Genomic DNA, 25,971 nt, shown 5'->3' on the forward strand with positions numbered 1-25,971 from the left:
CGAGCGGGCGGAAATATAGACGCGAATCCCCGTTAGCCAAACCAGGAGGGATCTCCCTCGGAGTGCGACTGGGACTTGGTACTTTCGGGCGTATGACGCTGCGTTCGGTGGATCTGCGCAAGGAGCCCGTGGAAGCCGTACTGAACCGTGTGGAGCGGTCGCTGGGGGTACGCCTGGACCAGGAGCCGGTGGTGCGTAAGCGCCGGTCTCTGGGCGCGCGTACGGACCGCGATACGTGGGTGCGTATCGAGCGGCGCGGGCTCGACCGGATCGGGGTTCAGGGTGGGGACGGCACCGCGTCCGCGGAGGCCCTGCGCGGGATCGCAAAACCGGCCTGGCTCGCCGGCGTCGCGTGGCGGGACGAGACGGAGCCGGTGATGTGGCGGGCGGACGAGACGGAGCTGCTGCCTGGGGCGCCGGTGGGCAGCGCCGTGGTGGCGAGGGATCCACAGCTGTCCCAGGAGTGGTGGGCCGCGATGAACGCCTCCCTGGACGCCCTCGCCGCGCAGCACACCAACCGGATCGCGACACCGGATACCGAGACCCTCACACAAGAACTGGTCACGGGGACGATCGACAGTGTCTTCCCCGGCGTCGATACGGCCGTGGTCGAATGGCGTCCGGCCCATGCGGATTTCAATTGGGCAAATATGACGGCGCCGGTGTTCTGCGTGTTCGACTGGGAGGACTGGGGCATGGCCCCGCGCGGCCTGGACGCGGCAAGTCTGTGGGGCGCCTCCCTCGCCGTCCCGGCTCTGGCCGACCGCATCCGCAGCGAGCGGCGTGACGATCTGGAGAGCAGGGACGGCAAGCTGATGACGCTGTTCGTTGCCGCGAAAATCCTCGGCCCCTACGCCGACCCGGACGACCCCCGCCTGGGGGCCGCCCGGGAGACGGCGGAGCGAGTGGTGAAGGAACTTCACACGGGCTGACGGCGGGTCTGGAGGAGCTGCCGGTACTCCCGGACCACCTGATCGTCGACCTCGTACGCCAGGGCGCCGACCAGCTCCCGCAGGTGGTCGACGTTGTCCGTACCGACCGCGACCGCGTCGACCCGGGGCAGGCAGTAGGCGGAGCGGAACCCCGCCTGGACCCTCGTGGCCGGCGGCGAGTCCCGTAAGAAGATCCGCGGGTCAAACTTCCCCCACACCACCTCGGTCGTACTGCCGCCGAAGGGGCTCATGCCCCACACCTGCGACGGCCGCCACCGCGCCACCAGGGCCTCGGCCGCTTCAAGGACGTCGACACCCACCAGCAGCCCTGAGCGGACCATGAGGACATCAGGGCGTGGCGCGTCCAGGTCCACAAGCGGGCGAGGATCCCAACTGGATACACCCCACCCCCCGCACAGCCCCGCCTCTGCAGCGTCGGACAAGACCGCGCACGCCTGCGTGAACGTCTCGGCGTCTGGGTGGGAGTGCTCGGGGTTGTGGAGGAGTACCGCGTCCGGCTCCCGTCCCAGATCTTTCGCGGCCTGCTCGACTCCGGCGCGCAGCCGGGCGGGGGCGAGCGAGTGTTCCCCGGGGAAGTACCCGACCTTGGTGGAGACCGAGAAATTCGGCAGGAGATCGCCGGCCACCGTCTGCAGTACCTCGTGTGAGCGATGTCGGAGGTAGTTCGAGGCGGTGTCGAGGCGCGCTACGCCGAGGTCGGCGGCTGCTTCGAGTACGTCACGGGCGTGACCAGACCGGTATAGCCCGAGGACGACATTTCCGTCAGTGGTTCGCACAGCCCCTCCGTGATGAGCAGGTCGGCCAGGGTGGTGGTGTCCTCGTCGGCGCCGTCGAGGTAGACCGGGTGACCCGACAGGAGCGCACGCAGGCCCGGTTCCGCGCGCTCGTGGAGGGTCAGCCGCTTGCCTCCGCCGCAGACTTGGACAGTGTCGCCGGCGCGGATGATGGAGGGGGCGAACTCGGTGACGGCCGCGACCCCCTCCGGTCGGCCGAAGGCGGTCATATAGGGCATGTGGCGTGCGGGCGGGGTGTTGGAACGCAGTTCGTCCAGGTACCGCTCGGGGCTATAGGTGGCGGCGAGCGCGCTGAGCTTGTCCGTCAGTAGCTTGTGATCGGTTCCCTCGGCGCCTTCCAGGTCGCGGCGGAACGCCTCATCGGCGCGGGCGGCGTCGGAGAGGAAGTTGGCCCACGTAACGCCGGTCCGTTTGGTGAATCCGAATGTCACATGCAGCGAGTGGCCGCCGCTGCCGGAGCCGAGGCGGGTGGCGGTATGCCAGAAGCCGCGGGGGATGTGCATGACATCCCCGGCTCGCATGGTGCCCTTCCACAGCACTTCCTCGGAGGGCGTGCGGTTGCGTTCGGCGTCGCGGTACATCGGCGCCGATCGGGACGGGCCGCGCACCTCCCACGATTTCTCGCCCGAGAGCTGCACGGCTATGACCTCGTGGTCGTCCCAGTGCAGATGGAATCCGTCGGTTTCACCGACCGCGAGGTATGCGTTGGCGGAGGTCAGTTCGCCCGACCACCAGCCCAGGGCCCGGCAGGCGACTTCCAGCGTCGGGTCGAAGAAGTCCACGTGATCCAGGACGATGGTGCCTCCGTCGTTGAGGATCCGGCCAAGGGCCGCCATGTCGGCCTGACTCACGGCCTGTCTGCGCCGGTTGACGTTGGTGGACAGAAACGTGGACGGGTGTATTTCGTCGCCCACGGCGTAGCAGCGAAGCTGCGGGTTGGCCAGGTGGCGGCGCTTGATCAGGTCCAGCAGTTTGAGCGGGGTCAACAGCCGTGCGGGCAGCTCCGGGTCCGTGAGACGGCCGCGTGCGAACGCGGTCCCCACGGAACCCGGCCCGTCCCAGCCGAGAGCCTTCTCGATGTGGGTGACGAGCCGGTGCTCCATGGGTTTGCCTACTCCTTCGGGAGGTTCAGGTCGCGGTTGTCGCCGTCATCGCCCGCGCTGTTCTGCGAGCTGGTGATGTCGGACCGCTCGGACTCGCTGCGGTCGTGTGCGGTCGCCAGTTCCTCCACCGCGATCAGAAGCGCGGGGTTGGTCCCCGCCTGCGTGGATGTCTTCTCTGTCATCTCGTGCCCTCTCCTCTTCGGCTTCCTCCGCCCGGAGCCGGGCGGAAGGTCTGAGTTAATCCCCGCCCACCGCATGGCAGTAGGGCGGGATTCGGACAGTGGTGCAGGGTCCCCCTGCTCCTCCTCGGGGAAGGGGAACGAGGGTGAGTTCCGCCCGTCCCGCCGGCGTGCCCAAAACGCTCCCGGCCCAGGCCCGGATGCCCACCCGGCCGAAAAACCGCAGGCGAGCCCCACGACACGAACCCGGGAAGACCGTGAAACGAGTCGAAACCTCGCCGAACACGTCCGCTTGAGACAGCAGCAGGGTTAACCCCAAGTCGAGGCCCTGCTCCGGGTCGGCTGAGACGCTGCGGGCTTACGCGTCAACGCGACCAGGCGGCAGCTAGAGCCGAATCTGGCCGATCATGTCCACAGCGCTGGAGACCAGCCGATCGATATCCGGTGCCATCGACGTGCTCGCCAGGAAGAAGCCGAAGAGCGCACCGACGACCGCGGGCCCGGCCTTGAGCGATCCACCTCGGAGCAGTACGACCACGACGATCCCGAGCAGCAGGACGAGAGATGTTCAGGGACATGTCGACGAGCCTGTCCGCGATCACCACGCACCCCCTGAGCGACGTAGTGCTTGGCGTCTCCCTCCGGCAGGGTTCCGCCCCCGATCCATGGCCGACCGCGAGCCTGGGCTCGGGTAGCGGCGTAAGCGGCGTGGACCGAGCAGGCAGTGTGGCCTGGAGGGCTGGGTAAGGTCGCGCTATCCGAGCTGGAGAGGTAATTGCATGGCCAACGATATTGTGATCGCACAGACGACCAGCGACAACGAGGATCAGGCGAAGTCGCTGGCCCGGGGCGCGGTCGAGAGCAAGCTGGCAGCGGGCGTCCACATCGATTCGCCGATCACCGCCTTCTACTGGTGGAAAAATCAGGTCGAGACGGCGCAGGAGTGGCGAATCTCGTACATGACTACGACGGATCGTCTCCCGGCACTGGAGGCGTGGCTACACGAGAAGCACCCGTACGACGTCCCCCAGTGGATCACGCTGCCCGTGACCGGCGGGTCGGAGGCGTACCTGTCCTGGGTTTCCGAGGAGACGGCACAGGACTGACGAGCGACGGGCCGCACGACGGCGTTCGTGTCCCGAGCCTGCCCGTGTACCGCGCGAGTGGAGTTCAGGACGCGAACTGCCGTAGGTGGAAAGCGAGTTCCTGCTCGCTGTTCGGTAGCGACGCGGCGATAGCCGCTGCCCGCTCCTTCCCCATCGTGTTGGGCTTGGCCTGTGCCGCCGCGGCGAACTGGCGTGACACGTAGACGCCTCGATCGACGTCACCTCCACGCAGCAAGGCCGAGGCGAGATCGCCGAGAACCACCACACCGCAATCCGGTAGCTGGTTCCCGAGGCGGTCGACTGCTGAGTCGGCTGTGGCAGTCAGTTCGGGACGCCTCAACTGCCCGTATACGGAGAGGGCCAACGAGTCCATTCGGTATGGGGTCACGAATCTGACCCACGCTTGCTCGCTGGTGTGATCCGCGAAATCGTAGGCAAAGCGTGCCAGATCCAGCGCTCGAAGCGCCCCCGCCTCGTCGCCGGCCGCCGCAGCTTCCTCTGCGTGCCTGCCGAGGACCCAGGCGGCAGCAGTAGCGTTGCCGCGGCCTCGCACGTCGTTGGCCGCTTGGGAAAGCAACTCCAACTTCGCCTTCGGCATCGAGGCACCGTAGCTGGTGTAGGTCAGGGCCAGGGCTCGGAGTGGCGGGTGCCCGGCGGTCGCCGCGCACTGCGATGTGACCGTGTAGTAGGCGTCGGCCTTGTCGTGCTCGCCCAGGTCCCAGGCCACCCAACCAGCCAGGGCGGCGGTTTCTCCGGCGGCGATGGTGAGAGCCCGTTCGTGCTCGCCGGCGCGAGGCAGCGCCGAGGTAATCGCGTCAAGATGCGACTCGACCGTGCTTTGTAGGCGCCGGGCGCTGACGTTGAGTTCCTGGACGTGCAGTTCGGCGGCCCGGTCGATGAGCGCAACGGCGGAGGGCGAATCGATCTTGGACCCCTTACTGAGGGCGAAGGCGAGTCGCCCCCAGGGCTCGGCAGTCGCGCTCACACCGATAGCTGCGCCACCCAGCAGCGTGCGACGCTTCACGGCGTCCTGATCCTCCCCTGCATTGGTATGCCCCTTTCTCTTCCGAGCGCGGGCAGCCTTAGCCTCCCGCTGTAGTTCCTCGAAGGGGACACCGCAGGCCGCCGCGATGTGGCCGATTGTGTGATTGGTAGGGATGTTCTCGAAGTTCTCATAGCGGCTGATTTCGCGGCGGGTCATGGTGTCCCTGCCGGAGACAGCGTTGATCGCGTCTGCCTGCTCCTCCTGCGTGCGGCCCGCATCCTGCCGAAGCCGGAGGAGCAGGTCGGCGAACGGATCTGGCATGAGTGTGACCTCTGTTGGTGGGCGGTATCCAATCATGACCTCGTCTCCCCCTCCAGTTTCCCCCCTTGACAGATATTTCCCCCTCTGGATTCCCCTGGTAGACGGCGTCGCCGCGCGGTGCGATAGCCCTCATGACCAGGCTCCAAGAGGCGACCCCGCCCAGCGGGGGCATCCGTAGCTTTGCGGCCACAGCAGGCATGTCCTGCGTGAGGTCGGTTCAGGAGGACCGGCGCGGCACATCAGCGCGGGCAGACATGCCAGCGGCATCCCATGCCTATCAGGCGGTCTTTCTCCCTGATCTCAAGAAAGTTGGGGAGATGCGACAGACAACCAGGGCATTCCTGCGGCGGTGCCGTACATCGACGCAGGTGGCAGAGTTCGTCGTATTGGCCGTCTCGGAGCTGGTCACGAACGCCGTGATTCACGGTGAGGGCGACATCGTCCTGCGGATCACAGTGGCCGTCGACGTGGTGCGCGTCTCGGTAACCGACCACAACCCGGCCCCAGCTGTACTCAAGGAAGCCGGACGCGACGGTGAATCCGGTCGCGGGATCCGGCTTGTGGACGCGATCTCAGACGCGTGGGAGAGCAACGGCGAGGAGACGTGGTGTGAGTTCCGAGACGCGAGGGCTGCGGCTTGATTCAGACCTCGAGCTTGTCCCCGACCATGCGACTGACGAGCAGCATGGCTCAGTCACTCCCGCTACATAGGGCGCTCCAAGGGCCGTTCGCTTGCCTTCGCCCAGTAGTTCGGTTCAAGCATCTCGCCAGGCCATGCCGGCTGACGGATCGGGCCCCGAGGACCCATCTGCTCGAAGTACGGCGCCAGGTCGAGCACGGGCGTCCCTTCAACGGCATCGAGATCGGTGACCAAGAGGTCTCGGCCTTCGACCTTGAGCAACCTCGGGTAACTGATCGCCAGTTGGTTGGGGCGCCGGTGGTTGCGGTGGACGAACGTACCTGTCGCGGGCCAGTTCGGGTTTCCCCGAGGACTGCGTGCATGGAGCTGGACGTCTTCGGGTCGAGCCAGGTGGAAGCGCCAGGTCACGGTCAGGTGGGAGAACTCCTCAATTCCTTGGAGTGTTTCGAGGGGGTACGCGTCGTCGAGCCTGATGATCGATTCGACCCCGCCTTGGTAGTCGTCCTGAACGCGGGTGTGGCCCCCGACCACCATTGCGATCGATTCGACCTCGTACGTCGCCATCGGCGCTCGCTCCTCTCCCTGGGCCTAGCGTGTGTGGCGGCCTCCGATCGGCGCCGCGGTTCTGCTCTGCGGTCAGCGTATGGCGCGCAGCATGTCTCGTGCGCGGCGGTCCAGTTCGGTGACGTGTCGGCCGCCGCGTCGCCGGACGGGCGAGAGGTCGCCCTGCATGCGAACGATGACGTCGCGGGCGCGGCCGGACTGGACGCCGACCATGGCGTCGAGGGCCTGATTCCAGGTGGCGCACGCCTCGTCGAGGCGTCCCTGCTGGACCTGGACGGCGCCCAGGTAGCCGAGGGTCACGCTGTGGGTGCGGGCGTATTGCTGGCGGCGGCGGGTGGCGACGCTGCGCTGGAAGTGGATCTCCGCGTCCAGCGGCTGGCCCATGTCGCGCAGAGCGCAGGCGGTCTCGTGGGCGAGGGAGGCTTCCTGGAAGAAGCCCACGCGACTAGGGGCGTCACCGTTGTCGGCGCGGGAGAGATCTCGCTCCGCGCGGCTGATGGCCGCGAGGGTGCCGGCGCGGTCGCCGTCGGCCGCGAGAGCTCGGGCATGAACAATCGCGAGCAGGGCCTTCTCCCGGTGGCTGGCCTGGCCGTAGCGGTCTTGAGACATGGAGGCGTCGGCGAGGGCAAGTGCTCGGCGGGGGTGCCCGAGGTCCACTGCCTGGTGCGCGAGGGCCCGCAGGATGTGGCCGCCGAGCGGCCCGTCGCCCGCTTCGGCTGCGATGCGGGCGGCAAGGGTGAGGTAGCGCTGGGCTGTGCGGTGTTCGGAAGCGTCAAAGGCCATCCAGCCGGCGAGGTAAGTCATCTCCGCCACGGCCGAGTACGTATCGCGGCGGAACTGCTCGGTGCGGAACCTGCTGCCGAGCAAGGGCACCGCTTCGTCGCGAAGGTGACCGGCCAGGGCCGATCGGCCGGAGGCTCCACCGCGCTGCTGGTCGCGCGCGGAGTAGAAGGTCGTCAGGTCGCGGACATCGTCGATGTCGGCCTGCGTCACCAGCCGGGGAGAGACTGCTGGGCGCTTGGCGGCTGCGGCAGGGGCGGCTGCCCACCACGAGGCGGTGGGCAAGGCGAGGCCGGCGGCCGAGTACGCGGCGGTCGCCAACAGCTTGCGTCGGTGCATATCGAGGTCGTCGCTTCCCAGCTCGGCCAGCACGGTCAGAGGGTCGACGCTCCAGTCGGAACCGGTGTCGGTTTGGCCTGTGCCTTCACCGTCCAGCCCAAGGTCGGCCAGGGTGAGGCGTCGGCCGAGCCTGCGGGACAGCGTCTCGCGAAGGATATGGGGCGCCTGACCGCTGGGGTACGTGCCCTGCACCCACATGGCGATGTGCGAGCGGGAGATGGCCTCCAGCTCACGCACCCCGCTCTCCGCGGCCACACGGGCGACTGCGGCGGCTGCTTGCGGCTGGGACCAGCCCGCTTCGCGCAGAAGTGCGGCGAGGGCGACGTTTCGCGCACGGGCCATGGGCTGCCCCTCGATTCCAAAATGATCTTTGACGCCTTTGACGGCCCCGGCGGTCGCGCAGGCATACCCCTCGGCGGGGATTCACGGTTCGCTCAACGTAGCGACCGGATCACTCACTTTGCACGACGACCGTCGCCCCCGCACGGCGAACCCCGATCAACTTGGCCTGATCCGAACAGGAGTTGTGTCATGCGCCTCTCGCTGGCTCCCCACCGGGACGCCTGTCAACGCGTCGCGCCCAGCAGGAAGGGCCGCATCGCTGCCAAGCCGCTTTCGCAGCGCAACCAAGCGGTGGCCGCGTCGGAGACAGTGGCGCTAGTGCTGGACGACAGCTCGCCGCTGCCGGAGACCGCCGCCGACGTTGAAGACCTCGCGAGGCGTCTGCGCGGTCACATCAATCGACTTGGCGTCATGGTGCCGAAGGAGGCACCAGCGCTGCGTCGCGCGCAGCAGCTCCGCTCGGTGGGGGACCCCGACGACTACATGCTCAGCAGGGTGCATCTGGTCCGACTGGCCGAGGCGGCCCATGAGCTCGTGGCGACCGTGGAGGCCCACGGCACCGGCTGTGTGACGCGGCAGCGGGGACGGCGTTGGGGGACGCCGCCGATCAACCTGCTGCGCGGCATAGTCCTCGCGGTCGCTTTCGCCTGTCTCGTCCTGGCCGCGTTGGTGCCCCGGACATGACTGTCACCGGGGCGGTTCTGATCGTCCTGATCCTTGGCCCCACGGCATGGCTGGTTCTCCGAGGTGATCGCGCAATCAGCCCCCTGTCCGCGGACGAGGAACCCGCACCGGCGCGGTGCGAGTCCACGCCTCACCGGTGACCACCAGTCTCACCCCACCGACAGTTCGCCGGCCGTTTCGACGGCCCTGAAGCCCTCCGCGGATTCGCGGTGCCTAACGGAGATCTACACGATGAAACGCCTTCCGCGTATCGAGCAATACGGCCTGATCGGCGACATGCAGACCAGTGCCCACGTCTGCGACGACGGCTCGATTGACTGGCTGTGCCTGCCCCGCTTCGACTCGCCGGCCCCCTTCGCGGCGCTGCTCGGCACGCAGAAGCACGGAGCGTGGCGCATAGCACCGGCCGCTGCGTACGAAGGGAGTGCCGGTGCGGCTGCCGAGCCGCGGTACGTCGGCGAGTCCCTCGTGCTGGAGACGGTATGGACGACGCCCTCCGGCAGCGCGAAGGTCACCGATTTCATGCCGCCGCGCGACGGGGCACCGCAGGTGATCCGGATCGTGGAGGGAACGGTCGGCGAGGTCGTGATGGTCTCGACGCTGCGTGCCCGTCCCGGCTACGGCAGGGTCAGCCCGTGGATCCATGAGCTGGGCGGACGCATGGTCGCCGAGGGTGGTGGGGACGCCCTGTGGCTGGATACGGCCATCGGGCAGGTTGAGAAGGACGGCGCGATCGTCAGCTCCTTCCCGGTCGCCGCCGGCGAGAGCATCGCCTTCGTGCTGAGCTGGGGGCCCTCCCACGGTGTCGCGCCAGAGCTTCCGGATCCCGCGGCGGCGCTCGCCGAGACCCTCGCGTTCTGGGAGGACTGGACGAGCCGGTGCACCTACGACGGCCCACACCGGGAAGCAGTCGTCCGGTCGCTGATCACCTTGAAGGCGATGACGTACGCCCCCAGCGGCGGCATCGTCGCGGCGCCGACGACGTCGCTGCCGGAAGAGATCGGTGGTCGCCGGAACTGGGACTACCGCTACACCTGGCTGCGCGACGCCTCCACCACCCTGGGTGCCCTGCTCGGTTCGGGTTATCGGCAGGAGGCCGAAGCGTGGCGGCGGTGGCTGCTGCGGGCTGTGGCTGGAGATCCGGAGAACCTGCAGATCATGTACGGCATTACCGGGAAGCGGGATCTGCACGAGCAGGAGCTGCGGTGGCTGCCCGGCTACGAGAACTCCGCACCCGTCCGGATCGGCAACGGGGCTGCGGACCAGCTGCAGCTCGACGTGTACGGCTACGTGATCGAAACTCTGTACCTCGCCCACCAAAGCGGGGTAGCCCGCTGCGGCGACACCGCGGTCCTGCACCAGCGGCTGGTCGAGCACCTCGCCGAGCGGTGGCAGACGCCCGACGAGGGAATCTGGGAAGTCCGAGGTGAGCGCCGGCACTTCGTGCACTCCAAGGTCATGGCCTGGGCCGCGATCGACCGGACCATCCGCCTGATCGAGGCCGGCGCCCTGGACGCCGACCTGTTCGCCCTGATTGAACTGCGCGAGGCCATCCACCACGAGGTGTGCACGCGCGGATTCGACCCAGTCCGCAACACCTTCACCCAGTCCTACGGATCACAGGAGGTCGACGCCGCCCTCCTGCTGATCCCCCGGGTGGGATTCCTGCCTCCCGACGACCCCCGCGTGCTCGGGACGGTGGAGGCCGTACGTCAGCAACTGTCCACCCCGGAGGGCTTCGTACGGCGATACCCGACCGCCGGCGACCGCATCGGGCTCGACGGCCTGAACGGTGATGAGGGGACCTTCCTGCTCTGCTCGTTCTGGATGGTCGACGCGCTCGCCCTGACCGGCCGCCTGGACGAAGCCCACGCTCTCTTCGACCGGCTCCTAACCCTGCGCACCGACCTCGGCCTGCTTGCCGAGGAGTACGACCCCGCCACCGGGCGACAACTGGGCAACTTCCCGCAGGCGTACAGCCACATCGGGGTGATCGGGTCCGCGCTCCTGCTGCAGCAGCTCGACTTGGGGGCGCCTGCAGCCGAGGCCGACGTGCTCTTGGCGGCGGGTGTCTGATGAACACGACCGCCACCCCCGTGGTCATCGTGCTCGCCGCCGCGGCCATCGTCGCCGTGGCAGCGGCCTGGGTTACCCATCACCGCTGGCAGAAGACGCGGCGGCAGGCACACCTCCTGGCCCGCGAACAACAGGCCACCGAGGGTGCCCTGCAGAAGCTGGTCCACGAGACGCTGCCACAGATCCACCAGTCGGGCGGTCGGATCACGGTGCCAGCCCCCGCACCGGAACTGGCCGGCACCGCGGTCGGTGACCAACTGACCAACGTGGTCAAAGGCACCGCCGGCGTCGTCCAGGCCGTGGTCCGCGACATCCAGTACGCGGCGCACCAGGAGATCGAGCAGTCGAAGACGCTCGGGGCGGAGGAGTTGCGGCGTTCGCACATCGCCGCGCAGGAAGAGATCGCTCGCGTAAGTGCCACTGCCGTGCGGTCGACCGAGGCCGCAGTGCGCAGCGTGTCGTCGGCGCTCGTGGGCATGGCCGCCAAGACCAGCCGCAAGGTCAGCGAGGGCGTGCGCAAGCACGAGGACGACGCCGCGTTCGAGACGCTGACCGGTATCGATCACACCGTGCAGCAGATGCTGCTGGTCGCTCAAGGCTGGACCATCCTGGCCGGTGGCAAGCTGACCCGGCACTGGCCCACGACGACGCTGACCGATGTGGTGCGGGCCGCGATGGGCTACGTCGAGGACTACCAGCGCGTACAGCCCCAGGAACTCACCGTCGCGGTGAAGACCCGCGTGGTCGGGCCCGTGGTGCACGCCCTCGCGCTCCTGCTGGACAACGCGCTGCGCTTCTCGCCACCACAGTCGAGAGTGCACGTGTCCTTCGAACAGGGCCACCACGGAGTCACCGTCTTCGTAGACGACAGCGGCCTGCAGATGACGCCGGAGCAGCTCGACAGCGCCCGTGACATCCTCACCGGGCAGCGCACGGACGACATCACGCAGCTCGGCGCCCGCCCGCAGACCGGGTTCCGAGTTGCCGCCGCCCTCGCGCGCGGCTACGGATTCCGGGTCGATGTCCAGGCGCCCAACTCCCTGTTGGGCACCCGCGCGCTCCTCACCCTCCCCCAGGACCTCCTCACCACGGTGTCCCAGGCGCCGGCATCTTCGCAGGCGGCGCTGGAGGACCCGTCAGTTGCTCTCGCCTCTGCCCCGTCCGGCCGGCTCCCTGCGCTCGCCCCTGTTCGGGTAGCCACACAACTCGCGCTCACCCCCGTCCCGCCGACGACCGGGGAATCCGCCCAGGAGCGTTCCACTGTCCGCACGACCGCCAGTGGACTGACGGTGCGCAGCCGCCGCGCCGCACGCGCCTCCGCCCCCGTTTCCCGCCCTGCCAACGCCGAGCCGGGACGGGCGAGCGTGATCGCCGACTGGGCCCGCGGCACCCAGCGCGCCCGCGCCGAGCAGGACACCCACGTTCCCACCGCCAACAACGACCAAGGACACGACACATGACCGACAAGAACATCGGCTGGCTCCTCGAAAGCCTGGAGGACACCGCCGGCGTGGAGTACGCCGTGCTGGTCGCCGCGGACGGCATGAACCCGGCCCACACCCCCCGGCTGCCGCGCGAGCGTGCCGAGAAGATCTCGGCCATCGCCTCCACGCTGTGGGGAGCGTCGCGGGCCTATGACCGGGAGACCAACGGCGGCGGCGTCCGCCAGTTCGTCATGGAGTCGGTCGACCACATCTCCCTGCTCATCCCGGCCGGCGAGAACACCATGCTCGCGGTCCGCACCGACAGCCCCCACGCGGACATTGGTGTGATCAGCGAGGCCGCCCTGCGCCTGGCCGCGAGCGTGGGCGACCAGCTGGGGGTCAAGACGCGCATCGCCGACAACACAGAAGCAACGCCGGCATGAGCAGGCCGCGGCAGGACCCGGATCTGGTCAGGCCCTACGTCCGCACGGGCGGACGCACCCGCCCCAGCAAGGACGTGCGCCTGGAGAGCCTGGTCTTCGCCGCGACCGGCACCCGTCCCGACCTCAACCCCGACGCACGTCGCGTGGTCGCCCTGTTCGCACCCGCGCAAGGCGGAGGACTGGCCGTCGCCGAGATCGCCTCCGCACTCACCCTCCCGCCCTCGACCACCCGGATCCTCGTCGCCGACCTCATCGAACACGGACTGATGACCCTCGCCCAAGGCCAGGACGACGACCGGCCCCCGGCCTCACTCATCGAAAGGGTTCTCCATGGCCTCCGCGCTCACGCCTGACCGGTTCGTCGCGCGCACGGTGACGGATACCGCGAAGATCGTGGTCGCCGGATCCTTCGGCGTGGGCAAGACCACCTTCGTCGGCAGCGTCTCCGAGGTGCCTCCGGTCCACATGGAGGAGAGCATCACCCGGGCGAGCGCCCTCGTCGACGACCTGGCCCGCACGCCTGCCAAGTCCACCACCACCGTCGGCGTGGACTTCGGACGCAAGCACCTCAGCGACGACCTCGTGCTCTACCTGTTCGGCACCCCGGGCCAGGCTCGATTCAGCTTCCTCTGGCAGGAGTTGATCATCGGCGCCCTCGGTGCCCTGGTCCTCGTCGACCCCCGCGACCTGGATGCCTCCCACGAAATCCTCGGCCTCCTCGAAGAGAACGGCGTCCCCTACGCAGTCGCGGTCAACCAGTTCGACGGCGCCCCCCGCCACCCGCTCGAAGAAGTCCACGAGGCCCTCGCCCTGGAGGGACACACGCCGCTGACCGTGTGCGATGCCCGCGAGCGAGCGTCCTGCATGCAGGCCCTGATCCAGCTCACCGAATACCTCGCCCGTCTCGCGCACCGTCTGGAGCCCCGACCGTGAGCACCGCGACCCACCGCATCCCCCTGTACGAGCCGGACTTCGCCCAGAATCCGCACCCCGCCTACCAGCGCATGCGCCAGCAGTTCGGCCCCCTGGTCCCCGTGGACCTGGCCCCCGGCGTGCCCGCCACGCTGGTCGTCGGGTACGAGGAGGCCCGCCGCATCCTCGGCGACCCGCAGCGCTTCCCCGCCGACCCGCGCAGGTGGCAGACATCCGTCCCCGACACCTGCCCCATCCGGCCAATGATGGAGTGGCGCCCCAACGCCCTGCGCTCGGCCGGCGCCGAGCACGCCCGCTACCGTGCCGCGAACACCGCAGCCCTCGGGGCTGTCGACCAGCACGCTCTGCGCGACCACGTCGAGCTGGTCGCCGAGCAGACCATCAAAGCCTTCAGGGCCGGCGGCAAGGCGGACCTGCTGTCGCAGTACGCCTGGCCCCTCGCGTTCCAGACGCTCAGCCACCTGCTCGGCTGCCCCGACGAGGTCGGCCACCGGATCGCGGACGGAATGGCGAAGATCTTCGACGGGGTCAACGCCTCCATCGGCAACCAGATCATGGCCCAGGCTGTGGCGGACCTCGTCGCCCTGCGCCGCCGACAGCCCGGCGACGACGTGACCAGCAGGCTCCTCGTCCACGTCGCCCGGCTGGACGACACCGAGATGGGCCAGCAGCTCATCACCCTGTACGGGGCGGGCATTGAGCCCCTGACCAACCTGATCACGAACACCCTCCTGGAGATGCTCACCAACAGCGAGTTCTCCGGAGACCTGCACGCAGGCGATGCCTCCGTCCGCGAGGCCCTGGACAGCGTCCTCTATCGCGACCCGCCGCTCGCGAACTTCGCGATGACCTACCCGCCCCGGCCGGTGGACATCTGCGGCTTCCTACTGCCAGCCGACCAGCCGGTGGTGATCAGTTACGCCGCCTGCAACAACGACCCCGCCCTGGGATCCCACCGGCCGCTGGGCAACCGGGCGCACCTCGCCTGGGGCGCCGGCCCGCACAGCTGCCCGGCGAGCTCGCACGCCTACCTCATCGCCGAGGCAGCCATCCTCCACGTCCTCGACGCCCTGCCCGAGATGGACCTCGACGGCCAGCGCGACGACCTCGTCTGGCGCCCCGGCCCCTTCCACCGCTCGCTGGTCGCCCTGCCCGTCACCTTCCCCTGAGCTGAGAGAAGACCGACCGTGTCCGAACAGCAGATACTCGTTCTCGACCCCACCGGATCCGACCCGGACGCCGAACACCAGGCCCTGCGCGAGCGCGGCTCCGCCACGCTGGTGGACATCCTCGGCGTACGTGCCTGGTCCGTCTCCGACCCGGCCCTCCTCAAGCAGCTTCTGACCAGCAAGGCCGTCTCCAAGGACGGCCGCGCCCACTGGCCGGCCTTCGCCGAGACCGTCCCCACCTGGCCGCTGGCCCTGTGGGTGGCGGTGGAGAACATGTTCACCGCCTACGGCGACAACCACAGCCGCCTGCGCCGCATGGTCGCCCCCGCCCTCTCGGCGCGCCGCACCGCCGCCCTCCAGGCGGACATCGAGGCCCTCGTGAACAGCATCCTCGACGACCTCAACGACCTCCCGGCCGGCGAAGTGGCCGACCTTCGCGAGCACCTCGCCTACCCGCTCCCGATCGCCGTCATCGGCCAGCTCATGGGCGTCCCCGCAGACCGACGCACCGAGTTCCGCACCGTCGTGGACAACGTGTTCGCCACCCACCTCTCCGCGGAGGAACAGGCCATGAACACCGCCGCCCTCTACGGCCTGCTGGACGCCCTGATCGAGATCAAGCGCACCGAGCCCGGCGATGACATGACCTCGCAGCTGATCGCCGCCCGCGACGAGGAAGACGGCTCCGCCCTCAGCCACGCCGAGCTGCGCGACACGCTCCTGCTGATGATCAGCGCCGGGTACGAGACCACCGTCAACGTCATCGACCAGGCCATCACCACCCTGTTGTCCGACCCGCAGCAGCTCGCCCACGTCCGGGACGGCCGCTGCACCTGGCAGGGCGTGGTCGAGGAGACCCTGCGCCACCAGCCCGCAGTCAAGCACCTTCCCCTGCGCTACGCCCGCACCGACATCCCCCTCCCGGACGGGCAGACGATCAAGACCGGCGAGGCCATCCTCGCCTCCTACGCCGCCGCCAACCGGCACCCCGACTGGCACAAGGACGCCGACCGCTTCGACGCCACCCGCCCCAGCAAGGAACACCTGGCCTTCGGGCACGGCGTCCACTTCTGCCTCGGCGCCCCGCTGGCCCGCCTCGAAGTCGCCACCGCGCTGCGCCTGCTCTTTGAGCGCTTCCCCGACGCCCAACTCGCGACGAATCGGGCCGCGCTGAAGAGGCTGCCGAGCCTGATCAGCAACGGACACACCTCCGTGCCCGTGCGCCTGCGCCCGACGTCGAGCCGCTGACCGATAACGACGAGGAAGACCACCATGACCGCCCCCGCACCGACCACACCGCTGACCCCGTCCGAGCGGCGCATCGCCCAGCATGTGGTGAACGGTCTGCCGACACGCCAGATCGCCGCCACCGAGACGCTGTCGCACCACACGGTCAGCTCCCACATGCTGTCCCTGCGCAGGAAGCTGCACTGCCCCAAACGCTGCTCCCTCGCGGTCGTCACCCACCGCCTTCTCAGCGCAAACGAGGCCACGGCTCCGGCGCCGGACACGCCCGCCCCCAACCTGAGCACCGAGCAGACCAAGCTGCTGAGGGCCATCACCGAGCACAGCAAGCCGCTCGACATCGCACACGGCGCCAACATCGCCCCCGCGGACCTGCGCGCGGCGCTCGACCAACTGCTTGCCGACACCGGGGCGCCGGACACCACCCGGCTGGTCGCCTGGGCTCATGGCTGGAACCTGCTGACCGCCAAGCAGACCAGCACGGTGCAGAGCGGAGCGAGCCAGTGAACACGTCCGCCGTTCCCGCAGCCGCCGAGCAGTCCCCCGCGCCCCTGCACCAGCGCCCGGCACCGTTACCTCCCGTCTACGAGATGCGCTCGCTGCGCACGGACGCCGAACGGGCCGAAGCCGCCGGACTCGTCCAGGACCGTCAGCGCTGGCTCACCCTCCGCGGTCTGCCCGTACCCGCCCGCGCAGACATCCCCGCTCTCTTCTGCGACCCACAGGCGGAGCCGGCCGGCCTGATCGAGGACGGACTCCTGCTCGCCTGCGTGATCCTTCAGCGCGAGCCCGCCCTCGGCTGGGGCGAGGGCCCTTGCCTCTCTCTCGGCCACCTCCACACCCTCCCCGACCGCTCCGACGACACGATCCGGCTGATCACCCTCTGGGCCTCCGACTTCGCCGCCCGCCTCGACCTGCCGCACGTACGGGCCGAGGCCCTGGCCCGCCACCCCCTCGACGCCGACCCCATCGCCCGCTTCCTGAACCGCCTCACCGACATGAGCTGGGACATTCGCGGCTCTGGAACCGGACAGACCGGCGAGCGAGTCGCCCGCCTCGAACTCACAGCGGAGCACCGGCCAGGGTTAAGCGCGCTCGTCGGCTGCAGTGTCCGCGAGCTGCAGTCCGCCGCAGACGTGCGGAGCATCGCGTGACGACCACCGAACCGCTACGGCCGGACGTCGCCCGCGAGCTGATCACCCTCGCGGAACAGTCGGCGGCACGCCGGGCACAACGCGTCCGTAACCAGCTCGACGCCATCCAACTCGGGCGGGGCCGGCACGCCGACCATGCCAGCGCTAAGGTGCTGCGCCGCATCCTGGCCGACCACGACTGCTGGCCTGGCCATCGCCTCGTCGGCCCCGACGCCGCACGCGCCGCCTGGAGTATCGCCCTCCACTCCAACGACGAACCCGACTTCCAGCGGGCAGCCGCCGTCCTGCTGCGCCGCGCCGTCCAAGCCGACGACGCACCGATTCAGCACTGGGCGCATCTCCACGACCGTGCCCTGATCAACACTGGGCACGACCAAGAGTTCGGCACCCAATTTCTCCTCGGCGCCAATGGGATCGAGCTGTGCCCCGTGCGTGAGCCGAACACCCTGGACCCGCGACGGGCCAGCGTGGGGCTCCCGCCGGTCGCCGTCGCTTTGGAGAAGGTGCGCCACCGACTCGCATCCATGTGCGGTGACGGGGACTCTCCGACCGTCTTGCTTGCGGGGGCCGCATGACGGGAGGCGAAGTCCCGTTCCTGATCACCGGGGCCGGCGGAGCAAGCCCTGCCGCAGGTTGCACCGAGGTGGCCCTACAGACCCGGCCCTCACCGGCCTCGGGGCCGGGCGACCTCCTCGTGCGCCTCATAAAACCGTTCTACGAAAGGACCGTTGACGCATGAAGCTCACCACCGCCGTGGTCGGAGTCGCCCGACTCCGCCAGGACGCGCGGCACCAGGCCGAGAGGAACGAGGTCGTCGTCGCGCGGAACCAGCTCACTGGCTGACGCAGATGTCCACGAACCCCGACCTCGCGAAGCTCTGGACGCCCGACGGCATGAGCGTCGAGGAGTACATGCAGCTGCTGAAGGCCAACCAGCTGATCTGCATCCTCAGCCTGCGCGACCGTCTGGGCTTCGTCCGCGACGGACAACTGCCTTTCTACGCCTCGATGCTCATGGACAGCGAGGTCTGCAGAAAGTACTGGGCGCGTTTCGGGGACCTCCGCGCCCAGGAAGCGGAGGGCGACAGGCGTGCCGAGCGGTTCACGGAGGCCCTGAACAAGGCCGCGCAGGCACACCCGCAGAAACAGCCCGCAACCGCCTGAAGAAGCGGCTGCCTCGCCGCCACCCAGGGCTTCTGACAGGTGCGGGAACCGCCTCCTACCGGATCTCGAACCCGATTACCAGCCCCTGAGTGAATCCATCCGGTGACCGAAGCAGCCCCATCCCCAACTCATAAAGGACACATATGGACTTCAGTACCGTTCCACTGGCTCCCGGTGCCTTCACCATCGGTAAGAAGTTCGACTTCGAGGCTGGCCACCGGCTGCCCGGACTGCCGCCCGGGCACAAGTGCTCCCGCCAGCACGGTCACAGCTACGAGGTCGAGGTCATCCTCACCGCTCCCTCGCTGGAGGAGCCCGGCTTCGTCACGGACTTCGGCGCGCTCGCCCCGTTCAAGAAGTTCCTGGACACCGAGCTCGACCACCACAACCTGCACGAGGTTCTCCCCTTCGAGCCGACCTCGGAGCGCCTCGCCCAGTTCCTGGCCGGCTGGTTCATCCAGAACCTCCAGCCGACGATCCCCGGCCGCCTGGCGGCTGTCCTCGTCCGCGAGACCGGGAGCAGCTGGGCCCGCTTCGATGCGGAGGGTCAGTGACCACGCCTGAGCCGGTCACCGGCGGACCGACGGCGGGCGATGCCGAGTTCCGGCTGATCGTCGCGGAGTGCTTCGGTGCCGAGGTGCCGACCTTCCAGGGTGAGGGCCCGAGCTGCGGACACCCTGCTCTGTTCATCCGCCTGTCCCGGTGCAACCTGACCTGCACGAAGTGCGACACGAAGTACACCTGGGACTGGTCCCGGTTCGACCAGCGCAAGGAGTCGACGAAGCGATCCGTGGCGGACCTGGTGGCCTGGGCCGCGTCGTCACCGGTCGAGCTGGTCGTGATCACCGGCGGTGAACCGCTGATCCAGCAGACGCGCCTGGTACCTCTCATCCGGGGGCTGTTGGCCGCAGGGAAGCGGGTCGAGTTCGAAACGAACGGCACCATCGCGCCCGCCCCCGAGCTGGTGGTTGACGGGGTCCGGTTCAATGTCTCGCCCAAGCTCGCCAGTTTCGGCGTGAAGGAGGCCAAAAGCCTCGTGCCCGCCGCGCTCGAGGCGTTCGCGGCCTCCGAGCGGGCGGCATTCAAGTTCGTGGCTTCAACAGTGGCCGACCTCGACCGGATCGCGGAGCTTGCCGATACCCACCGGCTGACGCCGGTGTGGGTGATGCCGGAGGGCGCCACCACTGAGGCGATCACCGCGACCACGCGGGTCCTCGCGGACGCAGTCGCGGCCCGGCGCTGGTACTTCACCACCCGGCTCCACGTGTTGGCCTTCGCGGACGCCCGAGGCCGCTGACCGCGCGCGCCACCACGCCCCATCCGTTCGTTCCCCCAGTCCCCGGAAACGAGAGACGCCCATGACGACCTCTATCGCCAGCCCGGCAGCAGCGCCGACCGCCGCCGTCCCCGGGCCCGCTGCGGTCATCGACACCGGCCGGGTCGCCGGCCTGATCCACCAGCTCTTGGTCGAGCTGGGCGAGGACCCCGCCCGCGAGGGGCTGACCGGCACCCCGGACCGCGTCGCGGCCTGGTGGAACGCCTTCCTGTCCCCGGACAGCGCCGCAACGGCCACCTGCTTCACCGAGTCCAATCTGGGTGGTCAGCTGGTCATCGTGGGCGGCATGAGCGTGTGGTCGCTCTGCGAGCACCACATGCTGCCCATGAACTTGCATGTCACGGCCGGATACGTGCCGGACGGAGAGGTGGTGGGCCTGTCGAAGTTCGGGCGGATCGCCCAGCACTTCGCCGGCCGACTGCAGGTCCAGGAACGCTTCACCCGCCAGGTCGCCGAATACCTCAACGGCGTGATCGGACACGAGAACGTCGCCGTCGCCGTGCGCGGTGTGCACCTCTGCATGAGCATGCGGGGCGTACGGATGGAGGAGGCCCGCACCACCACGGTGCACTCGGGAGGGCGCTTCAGGACCGACCCCGTCCTTTCCCAGCAGTTTCTCGCCCTCACCACCGGCCTGTGGGGGGCGCCGTGATCACCACCGACGGCATCGACTTCTCCGTCATCGCTCCGCCTGCCTACCTGGAGCACTTCGTCGCCCAGGAGCCGGCCCGCGTCCATCACGTGGCCGCCCAGCACGTGCTGTCCGACGAAACCTACCGGGCCTTCTTCGCTCGCGAGGCCGAGCGCGGAGCCGAGATCATCGTCGACAACGGGCTCTTCGACCTCGGCTACGCCCTGCCGGCGGAAAGCCTCGTCGAAGCCGCGCTGGCGGTGTCCGCGAGGGAGATCATCCTGCCGGACGTCATGCGGGACGGGGCCGCGACCCTGAAGGCGAGCGAGAAGGCCGCGCGAGAGATCCGGGAGCTGTCCGGCGATGCATTCCGGCTGTGCGCGGTTCTACACGCCGCGGACGATGACGAGTGGCTGCGCACCTACGACGCCTTCGTGACCAGCGACTGGGCCGGGGCCATCGCCCTGCCGGCCTCGCGTCGACCGGATCCCGACGAGCAGCTGTGCCGCACCCGCTGGTTGGCAACCGCCTACCTGCAGGAGCACGGCCTGGTCGACGGTCTGCTCGTCTACCGGCTGCTCGGTCTGGGCCGGACCGGACACCTGGAGCTGATCGAGCAGCGAAAGCACGAGTGGATCTCCTCGGTGGACGGCGCGGCCCCGGTCATCCTCGGCGCCATGGGCGTCGCCCTGCTGCCCGAAGGGCCGTACGAGAAGCCCTCCACGCCCCGAATCGAGCAGCTCGGCCCGATCCCCGAGGACCGGTTCGACCTCATCCGGAAGAACATCTACGTCGTCCGCGCGGCGGCGGGCAGCACCGTGACGATCGCCGAGGAGCACCGATGACCCCCCTGCTGGCCGACCCCGCACCCGGGCTCCTGCGCGCCGCCCCGATCCAGCCGGCCGGGCACACCATGACCCAGGCCAGGCTGCTGCGCTACCTGGAGATCAAGGTCCACCACCTCATCCAGGACCAGGACTGGGACAGCATCCGCGTCATCGGCGGCTACGACCGCACGGCGGTGGTCTCCCGGTACGAGAAGACCGGGAAGCTGTTCAACATCGAGCGGCCCACCGCAGAGGTCCGCGGCCGTGACCTCGTCGTCAAGGCGTTCCCCGGAGCCGACTACGTCCAGCACTACGCCCTGATCATCGCCACGTACCTGGCCATGACCGGCCGCCCGGCCGACACCGTCACCTATCAGCCGCCCGAGCAGGAGGAGTGCCGAACGGCGCTCAACGCGCTTGACCTGGAACTGGACGGCGACCTGGTGATCGTCGGCTGGGGCCTTCAGTACCTCGCTCCCGAGAACGGAGTGTGGACCCGCGGGCCCGGCTACGCCTGGCAGCGCACCGAGGTTGCCGGCCGTCGCGTGGTCTACCTAGGGTTCCTCCACAGCATTTGGGGGGACGTGGCCGGGCGGGTCGTCGCGCGCCTTGCCGAACTCGGCGCTGGCGACGTCGTCTACGTTGGCAAGGTCGGCTCGCTGACCCCCGGCGTCGAACCGAACACCTGGCTGGCGACCGGCAACACCAGCCTGGTACGCGGGGCGATGGTGAGCTGGGACGACTTCTTCGGCGACTACGCCGCCGCCCACGACGGGGTGCACAGCGGCCTGCACGTCTCCTCCCCGTCGATCCTGCTGGAGAACCGCGACTGGCTGGTCCAGCACACCGCCTCGTACGCCTTCGTCGACCCGGAGATCGGCCCCATGGGGGCGGCGGCGCGCCAGGCGGGGATCAGATTCGGTTACCTCCACGTCATTTCCAACAACCTCGCCACCCACTATCCCGCCGACCTGTCCAATGAGCGTCACAGCGACGTCCTGCGCCGGCGCGCCGTCCTGGTGGACCGCATCCGCACCATCATCACCGGCCGCCTGACCGCCAGCCCGACCCACACCCTGGGAGAATCCCGATGACGGCGAACGCGCCGACCACCACCGCAGCCGGGAAGTTGATCACCTTCGTCGGCGGTGACGGGGCCGGCAAGTCCACCCTCGCCGCCCGCCTGCACCAGGCCCTGAACGACGCCGGCCAGACGGCAGTCCTCATCGGCAAGCACAGCACCGACGTCCCCCAGGACCCGGAGCTGTCCGCCTACCTCGACCGCCTCAACGAGCTGGTCTACCGGCGCGACGCCCGCGTCGCCCAGGCATGCGGCGACCACTACTGGCTGCTGGCCCTGGCCTCCTGGTACACCCTGCAGGACCGGCTCGTCATCCAGCCGGCCCTCGCCGCGGGCACCCACGTGATCCTCGACAACGCGCACCACAAGATCCTCGCCCGGTACGCGGTCAACCCCGAGGTATCCCCCCGCCTGTGCGAGCAGGTCTTCGCGCATCTGACGAAGCCGGACCTGGTGTTCTTCCTGAACATCGGTGCCCGCGAGGCTCTCGTCCGCAAGGGCTCGTTCACTTCCCTGGAGGCCGGCCACGCCGGCGGCGGTGACGAGGACTTCATCCGCTACCAGGACACCGTCCTGGACCAGATGCGCGAACAGGCGGAGCGCGGCGCCTGGCTGACGCTGGACGTCGCCCAGTTGGACCGCGACCAGGTCCTCAAGGCCGCCGCCGCTGCCCTGGCCGACCGTCTGCACCTGACCGTCTGACCCGGCCCTCCCTCCCCGATCGACAAGGAACGCACCATGGACCAGGCCCTGCCCGCCAGCGGGACATACGTCTGCCACGGCATCACCTGGGCGAGCGGAGACCCCCGTCTTCTGCTCGCCCCCGTGACCGGCGGACCACTCGTCTACGCCCCGGTCACGGGCAGGCGCCTGAGTTACCAGGTGAGCGGTACCGGCCGGTGGTGCACCGGCCGGTACCGCTTCGCCGACCGCGTCCGCGTCGAGGCAGTCGCCTGCCCTGACCGGGCCCCGGCCGAGTCCGGCGGACAGTGCCCGGCCTGCGCCGGGCGGGACGACTTCCGCTTCGCCCACCGGTTCCACTCCGGCGGGCACGTTCCCGAGGCCCTGGCGGCGTACATGGCCCAGCCGCACTGGCTGTACCTGGCGACGTTCGCCGACGGCACCACCAAGATCGGCACTGCGGCCGAACCCCGTAAGCGCTCCCGCCTCGACGAACAGGGCGCCCTGATCGCCACCTACCTCGCCCAGAGTCCTGACGGCCGCGCCGTGCGGTTTCTGGAGGATGCCCTCACCCGCCACCTCGGCCTCACGCAGACCGTGCGAGCCGCGGCCAAGCTGACGGCCCTGGCCGAGTTGCGCGACCTCGCCCCGGCCCGCGCCGCCCACCAGCAGCACCTCGACCGCGCCACCGAGGCCCTGAGTGGCCTGAACGTCCCGGCCACACCGGAGCCGTGGACACCGCCCGGCGAAGGCGACCTGCTGCGGACGCCGGAGACCGGGCGCGCCTTGTACCCGCACGACCCACGCTCCGGTGAGCACGGGCTGACGGTGCTCTCCTGCCTCGGCTCCCAGGTCCTCGCCACCCTCGACGGCGACGGTGAACAACTGCCCTACCTGCTCGACCTCGGCACCCTCAAGGGCCGACGCATCGTCCTCGGCGCACAGTTCTCCTCACCGCCCGCCGCCGTACAGTCCGCGCTCTTTTGACCCTGCCCGAACGCCCGGCCTGCACTGCCGGGCCGCCCTGAGAAGCGAGGCCACAGCAACATGGCACCCCAGGACGCCATCCTCGGCTGGGACGAGGACAGCAACGCCGAGGCGTACAACGCCTTCACCCGCGCCCACCCCATGTACGACGCGACCAGCCGCGACCTCGCCCGCCGAGGCCATCTGGCCGACGCCAGCCTGGTGGTCGACCTGTGCGGCGGCGCCGGCGCGACCGCCCGCGCGATCCTCGACCTGATTCCGGCCCGCGCCCGGGTCGTCTCCGTCGACAACGCCGCCGCGATGCAGCGTGTCGGCCGCCGTACCCTGACCGACGCCCGCCTGACCTGGATCACCGCCCCGGCCGAACGGCTCGCCGACCACCTGCACGCCAACAGCGCCGATGCCGTGGTGTGCAACTCCGCGATCTGGAAGACCGATACCGCCGCAGTGTTCGCGGCCGTCGCCCACATCCTGCGCCCAGGCGGGCACTTCGTCTTCAACATCGGCGGCGGCTTCGCCGGCGTCCGGCACCCCGACGAACTGTCCGCCCGCACCGGGCCTTCCCTCAACGCCCTCATCCGCCAAGTCGCCGCTGAGGCCCACGGATACACCCCACCGCCTCGCGACGCGGACAGGCCGCCGAAGTTGCCGCTGGAGACAGTCACCGAGCAGCTGACAGCAGCCGGACTGACGGTCGTCGACACAGAAGTCACCGCCCAGCACAGCACCATGGCCGAGAAGAAGGCGTGGCTGTCCATCCCTGTCTTCGCGCAGCCCGAAGGCGACTTCACCCACGCCCAGCGGATGCAGATCCTCGACACCGCCTACGCCATGACCACCCCCGACGCCCCGGCCGTGACGAGCTGGCTCGTCGTCGTCGCCCAACGGCCAAAGGCCGCCGCATGACCCCGGCGCCCGGCGGCAGGGTCCGCCTCTGTGACCACGCAAGCGTCGGAGTGCTGATCTCCTCCCCGAGCGGCCTGCTGGTGTTCGAGCGGGCGACTCCTCCGGCCGGAATCGCCCCGGTCGCCGGCCACGTCGACGAGCATGGCGGCCCCGAGCAGACCGCCCGCGACGAGGTCACCGAAGAGGTCGGTCTCACCGTCACCCACCTGCACCTGCTGCTGGATCAGTGGCGGCCCAACCGCTGCCGCCGCACGCCCAGCGGTCCGGTCGGCCACCACTGGTGGATCTTCCAGGCCGAGGTCTCCGGGTCGCTGTGCCCCTCTCCCCGGGAGGTCCGCGCACCTCGGTGGGTCCATCCCGACCATTTGCAGCAGCACGCGCTGCGGACCGCCGCGTACGCCAATGGGTGCCTGGACCGTGAGGAGTTCGAGCGCGAACCCGGCCTGGAGCCGGTGTGGTGCCGCTTCCTGCACGACCTTGAGCTCGTCACCCTGCCCTCGGCCGACCTCGATCGGATCGAGGCCGTCCTGTGAACGGCGACCAAGGGCCTACCTCAGCGGGAGCCGACCGCCCGGCCGGCGGCAAGGCGGCGGGCGTGCGCACGGATCCGCTCACGGTCCTCGGGGAAGACGCTGTCCCAGCCGGCGTCCAGACGGAACCATGCCGCCGGCTGGTTCTGCTCCCCGGCGAGCGGTACGTCGCGTCCGACGACCGCGGCATAGGACAGGCCCAGCGTCGGAGACCAGTCGGCACGGTAGGAACGCACCGCCACGGCTGCGGGCTCGGGCAGCAGCTCGCTGCGCAGGCCGGTCTCCTCCAGCAGCTCTCGTGCCGCCGCCGCACGCGGCGCCTCGCCCGGCTCCACCTTGCCGCCGGGCGGCACCCATCCGCGCACGCGGTGCTTGACCAGCAGGACGTGCTCGAAAGCAGGGTCGGTGACCCACACCTCGGCCGCCAGAGGCTCCATCGGATGCCGACTGGCTTCCTCCAGCCAGGCCCGTGCACCGTCGAACTCCCATGCGGCGAGGCGGGCATCCGCAACAGCCTCTTCCAAGATCACCTGACCGACTTCACCATGACTCACCCGTCCCACCCTAGGCCGAGGAACCGGCCGGACGTCGCAGC

The 25,971-nt window shown here is 69.4% G+C and carries 32 protein-coding genes; 24 read left to right on the top strand and 8 right to left on the bottom strand.

The features are described from left to right. The first annotated feature begins 92 nt into the window (after positions 1-92). Positions 93-932 carry a hypothetical protein gene (locus tag AC0VYN_RS22940; RefSeq protein WP_475532488.1) on the top strand — a complete coding sequence of 280 codons (840 nt, stop codon included), beginning with the start codon at positions 93-95 and terminating at the stop codon, positions 930-932. On the opposite strand, the gene AC0VYN_RS22945 is transcribed toward AC0VYN_RS22940, so the two are convergent. From AC0VYN_RS22945 to AC0VYN_RS22960, 4 genes are all read right to left on the bottom strand, one after another. Further along, positions 920-1,729, bottom strand: a complete 810-nt coding sequence (locus AC0VYN_RS22945) for an aldo/keto reductase (protein WP_475532489.1) — start codon at positions 1,727-1,729, stop codon at positions 920-922. The two genes, AC0VYN_RS22940 and AC0VYN_RS22945, sit on opposite strands and share 13 nt — an antisense overlap. Beyond that, positions 1,639-2,850, bottom strand: a complete 1,212-nt coding sequence (locus tag AC0VYN_RS22950) for a JmjC domain-containing protein (protein WP_475532490.1) — start codon at positions 2,848-2,850, stop codon at positions 1,639-1,641. The genes AC0VYN_RS22945 and AC0VYN_RS22950 overlap by 91 nt, the downstream gene beginning before the upstream one ends. 8 nt (positions 2,851-2,858) lie before the next feature. Continuing rightward, entirely contained in the window at positions 2,859-3,032 is a 174-nt protein-coding gene (locus AC0VYN_RS22955) for a hypothetical protein (RefSeq protein WP_475532491.1), read from the bottom strand. Positions 3,033-3,414: 382 nt separating this feature from the next. After that, positions 3,415-3,567 (bottom strand): hypothetical protein, encoded by a 153-nt coding sequence (locus AC0VYN_RS22960; RefSeq protein WP_475532492.1) that lies wholly within the window; start codon positions 3,565-3,567, stop codon positions 3,415-3,417. A gap of 241 nt (positions 3,568-3,808) precedes the next feature. Here AC0VYN_RS22960 and cutA point away from each other — a divergent pair, with 241 nt between their 5' ends. Beyond that, the gene (gene cutA, locus AC0VYN_RS22965) at positions 3,809-4,135 is read left to right on the top strand and encodes a divalent-cation tolerance protein CutA (RefSeq protein WP_355713156.1); all 327 of its coding nucleotides are present in this window, start codon (positions 3,809-3,811) and stop codon (positions 4,133-4,135) included. Positions 4,136-4,199: 64 nt separating this feature from the next. Here the strand turns inward: cutA and AC0VYN_RS22970 are convergent, their stop codons facing one another. Beyond that, positions 4,200-5,441, bottom strand: coding sequence for a helix-turn-helix transcriptional regulator (locus tag AC0VYN_RS22970; RefSeq protein ID WP_475532493.1), 1,242 nt, complete (start codon positions 5,439-5,441; stop codon positions 4,200-4,202). Positions 5,442-5,695: 254 nt separating this feature from the next. On the opposite strand from AC0VYN_RS22970, the gene AC0VYN_RS22975 reads away from it, so the two are divergent. Continuing rightward, positions 5,696-6,082 (top strand): ATP-binding protein, encoded by a 387-nt coding sequence (locus tag AC0VYN_RS22975; RefSeq protein WP_475536963.1) that lies wholly within the window; start codon positions 5,696-5,698, stop codon positions 6,080-6,082. Between the two features lie 62 nt (positions 6,083-6,144). Here AC0VYN_RS22975 and AC0VYN_RS22980 read toward each other — a convergent pair whose 3' ends face one another. Beyond that, on the bottom strand, positions 6,145-6,645 hold the full coding sequence (locus tag AC0VYN_RS22980) for an SAM-dependent methyltransferase (protein ID WP_475532494.1): 501 nt from the start codon (positions 6,643-6,645) through the stop codon (positions 6,145-6,147). Between the two features lie 72 nt (positions 6,646-6,717). After that, positions 6,718-8,106, bottom strand: coding sequence for a Tat pathway signal protein (locus AC0VYN_RS22985; protein ID WP_475532495.1), 1,389 nt, complete (start codon positions 8,104-8,106; stop codon positions 6,718-6,720). Between the two features lie 189 nt (positions 8,107-8,295). Between AC0VYN_RS22985 and AC0VYN_RS22990 the strand changes: the two genes are divergently transcribed. The 21 genes from AC0VYN_RS22990 to AC0VYN_RS23090 all read left to right on the top strand — a co-directional run bounded on the left by AC0VYN_RS22990 (position 8,296) and on the right by AC0VYN_RS23090 (position 25,379). Next, complete coding sequence (locus tag AC0VYN_RS22990) at positions 8,296-8,790, top strand: DUF6415 family natural product biosynthesis protein (RefSeq protein ID WP_475532496.1); 495 nt, start codon at positions 8,296-8,298, stop codon at positions 8,788-8,790. A gap of 231 nt (positions 8,791-9,021) precedes the next feature. Continuing rightward, positions 9,022-10,866, top strand: coding sequence for a glycoside hydrolase family 15 protein (locus AC0VYN_RS22995; RefSeq protein ID WP_475532497.1), 1,845 nt, complete (start codon positions 9,022-9,024; stop codon positions 10,864-10,866). Next, positions 10,866-12,326 (top strand): ATP-binding protein, encoded by a 1,461-nt coding sequence (locus AC0VYN_RS23000; protein WP_475532498.1) that lies wholly within the window; start codon positions 10,866-10,868, stop codon positions 12,324-12,326. Before AC0VYN_RS22995 ends, AC0VYN_RS23000 begins: the two co-directional genes overlap by 1 nt. After that, entirely contained in the window at positions 12,323-12,733 is a 411-nt protein-coding gene (locus tag AC0VYN_RS23005; protein WP_475532499.1) for a roadblock/LC7 domain-containing protein, read from the top strand. The genes AC0VYN_RS23000 and AC0VYN_RS23005 overlap by 4 nt, the downstream gene beginning before the upstream one ends. Further along, positions 12,730-13,086 carry a DUF742 domain-containing protein gene (locus tag AC0VYN_RS23010; RefSeq protein ID WP_475532500.1) on the top strand — a complete coding sequence of 119 codons (357 nt, stop codon included), beginning with the start codon at positions 12,730-12,732 and terminating at the stop codon, positions 13,084-13,086. Before AC0VYN_RS23005 ends, AC0VYN_RS23010 begins: the two co-directional genes overlap by 4 nt. Beyond that, a complete protein-coding gene (locus tag AC0VYN_RS23015) occupies positions 13,064-13,666 on the top strand; it encodes a GTP-binding protein (protein WP_475532501.1) in 603 nt (200 codons plus the stop codon). Before AC0VYN_RS23010 ends, AC0VYN_RS23015 begins: the two co-directional genes overlap by 23 nt. Next, positions 13,663-14,835: a cytochrome P450 gene (locus AC0VYN_RS23020; protein WP_475532502.1), complete on the top strand. Its 1,173-nt coding sequence runs from the start codon at positions 13,663-13,665 to the stop codon at positions 14,833-14,835. The genes AC0VYN_RS23015 and AC0VYN_RS23020 overlap by 4 nt, the downstream gene beginning before the upstream one ends. 18 nt (positions 14,836-14,853) lie before the next feature. Beyond that, positions 14,854-16,083, top strand: coding sequence for a cytochrome P450 family protein (locus AC0VYN_RS23025; protein ID WP_475532503.1), 1,230 nt, complete (start codon positions 14,854-14,856; stop codon positions 16,081-16,083). A 24-nt stretch (positions 16,084-16,107) separates the two neighbouring features. Further along, on the top strand, positions 16,108-16,587 hold the full coding sequence (locus AC0VYN_RS23030; protein WP_475532504.1) for a helix-turn-helix domain-containing protein: 480 nt from the start codon (positions 16,108-16,110) through the stop codon (positions 16,585-16,587). Between the two features lie 83 nt (positions 16,588-16,670). Beyond that, positions 16,671-17,234 (top strand): hypothetical protein, encoded by a 564-nt coding sequence (locus AC0VYN_RS23035; RefSeq protein WP_475532505.1) that lies wholly within the window; start codon positions 16,671-16,673, stop codon positions 17,232-17,234. After that, positions 17,231-17,809, top strand: coding sequence for a DUF6624 domain-containing protein (locus AC0VYN_RS23040; RefSeq protein WP_475532506.1), 579 nt, complete (start codon positions 17,231-17,233; stop codon positions 17,807-17,809). Before AC0VYN_RS23035 ends, AC0VYN_RS23040 begins: the two co-directional genes overlap by 4 nt. Positions 17,810-18,082: 273 nt before the next feature. Beyond that, positions 18,083-18,397 (top strand): DUF6082 family protein, encoded by a 315-nt coding sequence (locus tag AC0VYN_RS23045; protein ID WP_475532507.1) that lies wholly within the window; start codon positions 18,083-18,085, stop codon positions 18,395-18,397. 143 nt (positions 18,398-18,540) lie between these two features. Further along, complete coding sequence (locus tag AC0VYN_RS23050) at positions 18,541-18,951, top strand: 6-pyruvoyl trahydropterin synthase family protein (RefSeq protein ID WP_475532508.1); 411 nt, start codon at positions 18,541-18,543, stop codon at positions 18,949-18,951. Next, entirely contained in the window at positions 18,948-19,694 is a 747-nt protein-coding gene (locus AC0VYN_RS23055) for a 7-carboxy-7-deazaguanine synthase QueE (RefSeq protein WP_475532509.1), read from the top strand. The genes AC0VYN_RS23050 and AC0VYN_RS23055 overlap by 4 nt, the downstream gene beginning before the upstream one ends. A 61-nt stretch (positions 19,695-19,755) precedes the next feature. Beyond that, on the top strand, positions 19,756-20,385 hold the full coding sequence (gene folE / locus AC0VYN_RS23060) for a GTP cyclohydrolase I (protein ID WP_475532510.1): 630 nt from the start codon (positions 19,756-19,758) through the stop codon (positions 20,383-20,385). Continuing rightward, a complete protein-coding gene (locus AC0VYN_RS23065; RefSeq protein ID WP_475532511.1) occupies positions 20,382-21,209 on the top strand; it encodes a hypothetical protein in 828 nt (275 codons plus the stop codon). Before folE ends, AC0VYN_RS23065 begins: the two co-directional genes overlap by 4 nt. Continuing rightward, positions 21,206-22,285: a hypothetical protein gene (locus tag AC0VYN_RS23070; protein WP_475532512.1), complete on the top strand. Its 1,080-nt coding sequence runs from the start codon at positions 21,206-21,208 to the stop codon at positions 22,283-22,285. Before AC0VYN_RS23065 ends, AC0VYN_RS23070 begins: the two co-directional genes overlap by 4 nt. Next, positions 22,282-22,974, top strand: a complete 693-nt coding sequence (locus AC0VYN_RS23075; protein WP_475532513.1) for a dTMP kinase — start codon at positions 22,282-22,284, stop codon at positions 22,972-22,974. Before AC0VYN_RS23070 ends, AC0VYN_RS23075 begins: the two co-directional genes overlap by 4 nt. A 36-nt stretch (positions 22,975-23,010) precedes the next feature. Further along, positions 23,011-23,940: a DUF2797 domain-containing protein gene (locus tag AC0VYN_RS23080; RefSeq protein ID WP_475532514.1), complete on the top strand. Its 930-nt coding sequence runs from the start codon at positions 23,011-23,013 to the stop codon at positions 23,938-23,940. 60 nt (positions 23,941-24,000) lie between these two features. Continuing rightward, on the top strand, positions 24,001-24,846 hold the full coding sequence (locus AC0VYN_RS23085) for a class I SAM-dependent methyltransferase (protein ID WP_475532515.1): 846 nt from the start codon (positions 24,001-24,003) through the stop codon (positions 24,844-24,846). Beyond that, positions 24,843-25,379: an NUDIX domain-containing protein gene (locus AC0VYN_RS23090; RefSeq protein ID WP_475532516.1), complete on the top strand. Its 537-nt coding sequence runs from the start codon at positions 24,843-24,845 to the stop codon at positions 25,377-25,379. Before AC0VYN_RS23085 ends, AC0VYN_RS23090 begins: the two co-directional genes overlap by 4 nt. Positions 25,380-25,399: 20 nt before the next feature. Here AC0VYN_RS23090 and AC0VYN_RS23095 read toward each other — a convergent pair whose 3' ends face one another. Beyond that, positions 25,400-25,930: an NUDIX domain-containing protein gene (locus AC0VYN_RS23095; RefSeq protein ID WP_475532517.1), complete on the bottom strand. Its 531-nt coding sequence runs from the start codon at positions 25,928-25,930 to the stop codon at positions 25,400-25,402. Between the last annotated feature and the right edge of the window lie 41 nt (positions 25,931-25,971).

The organism is Streptomyces sp. 63XJN7_1_ISO-PGPR-S23-121 (assembly GCF_056173025.1).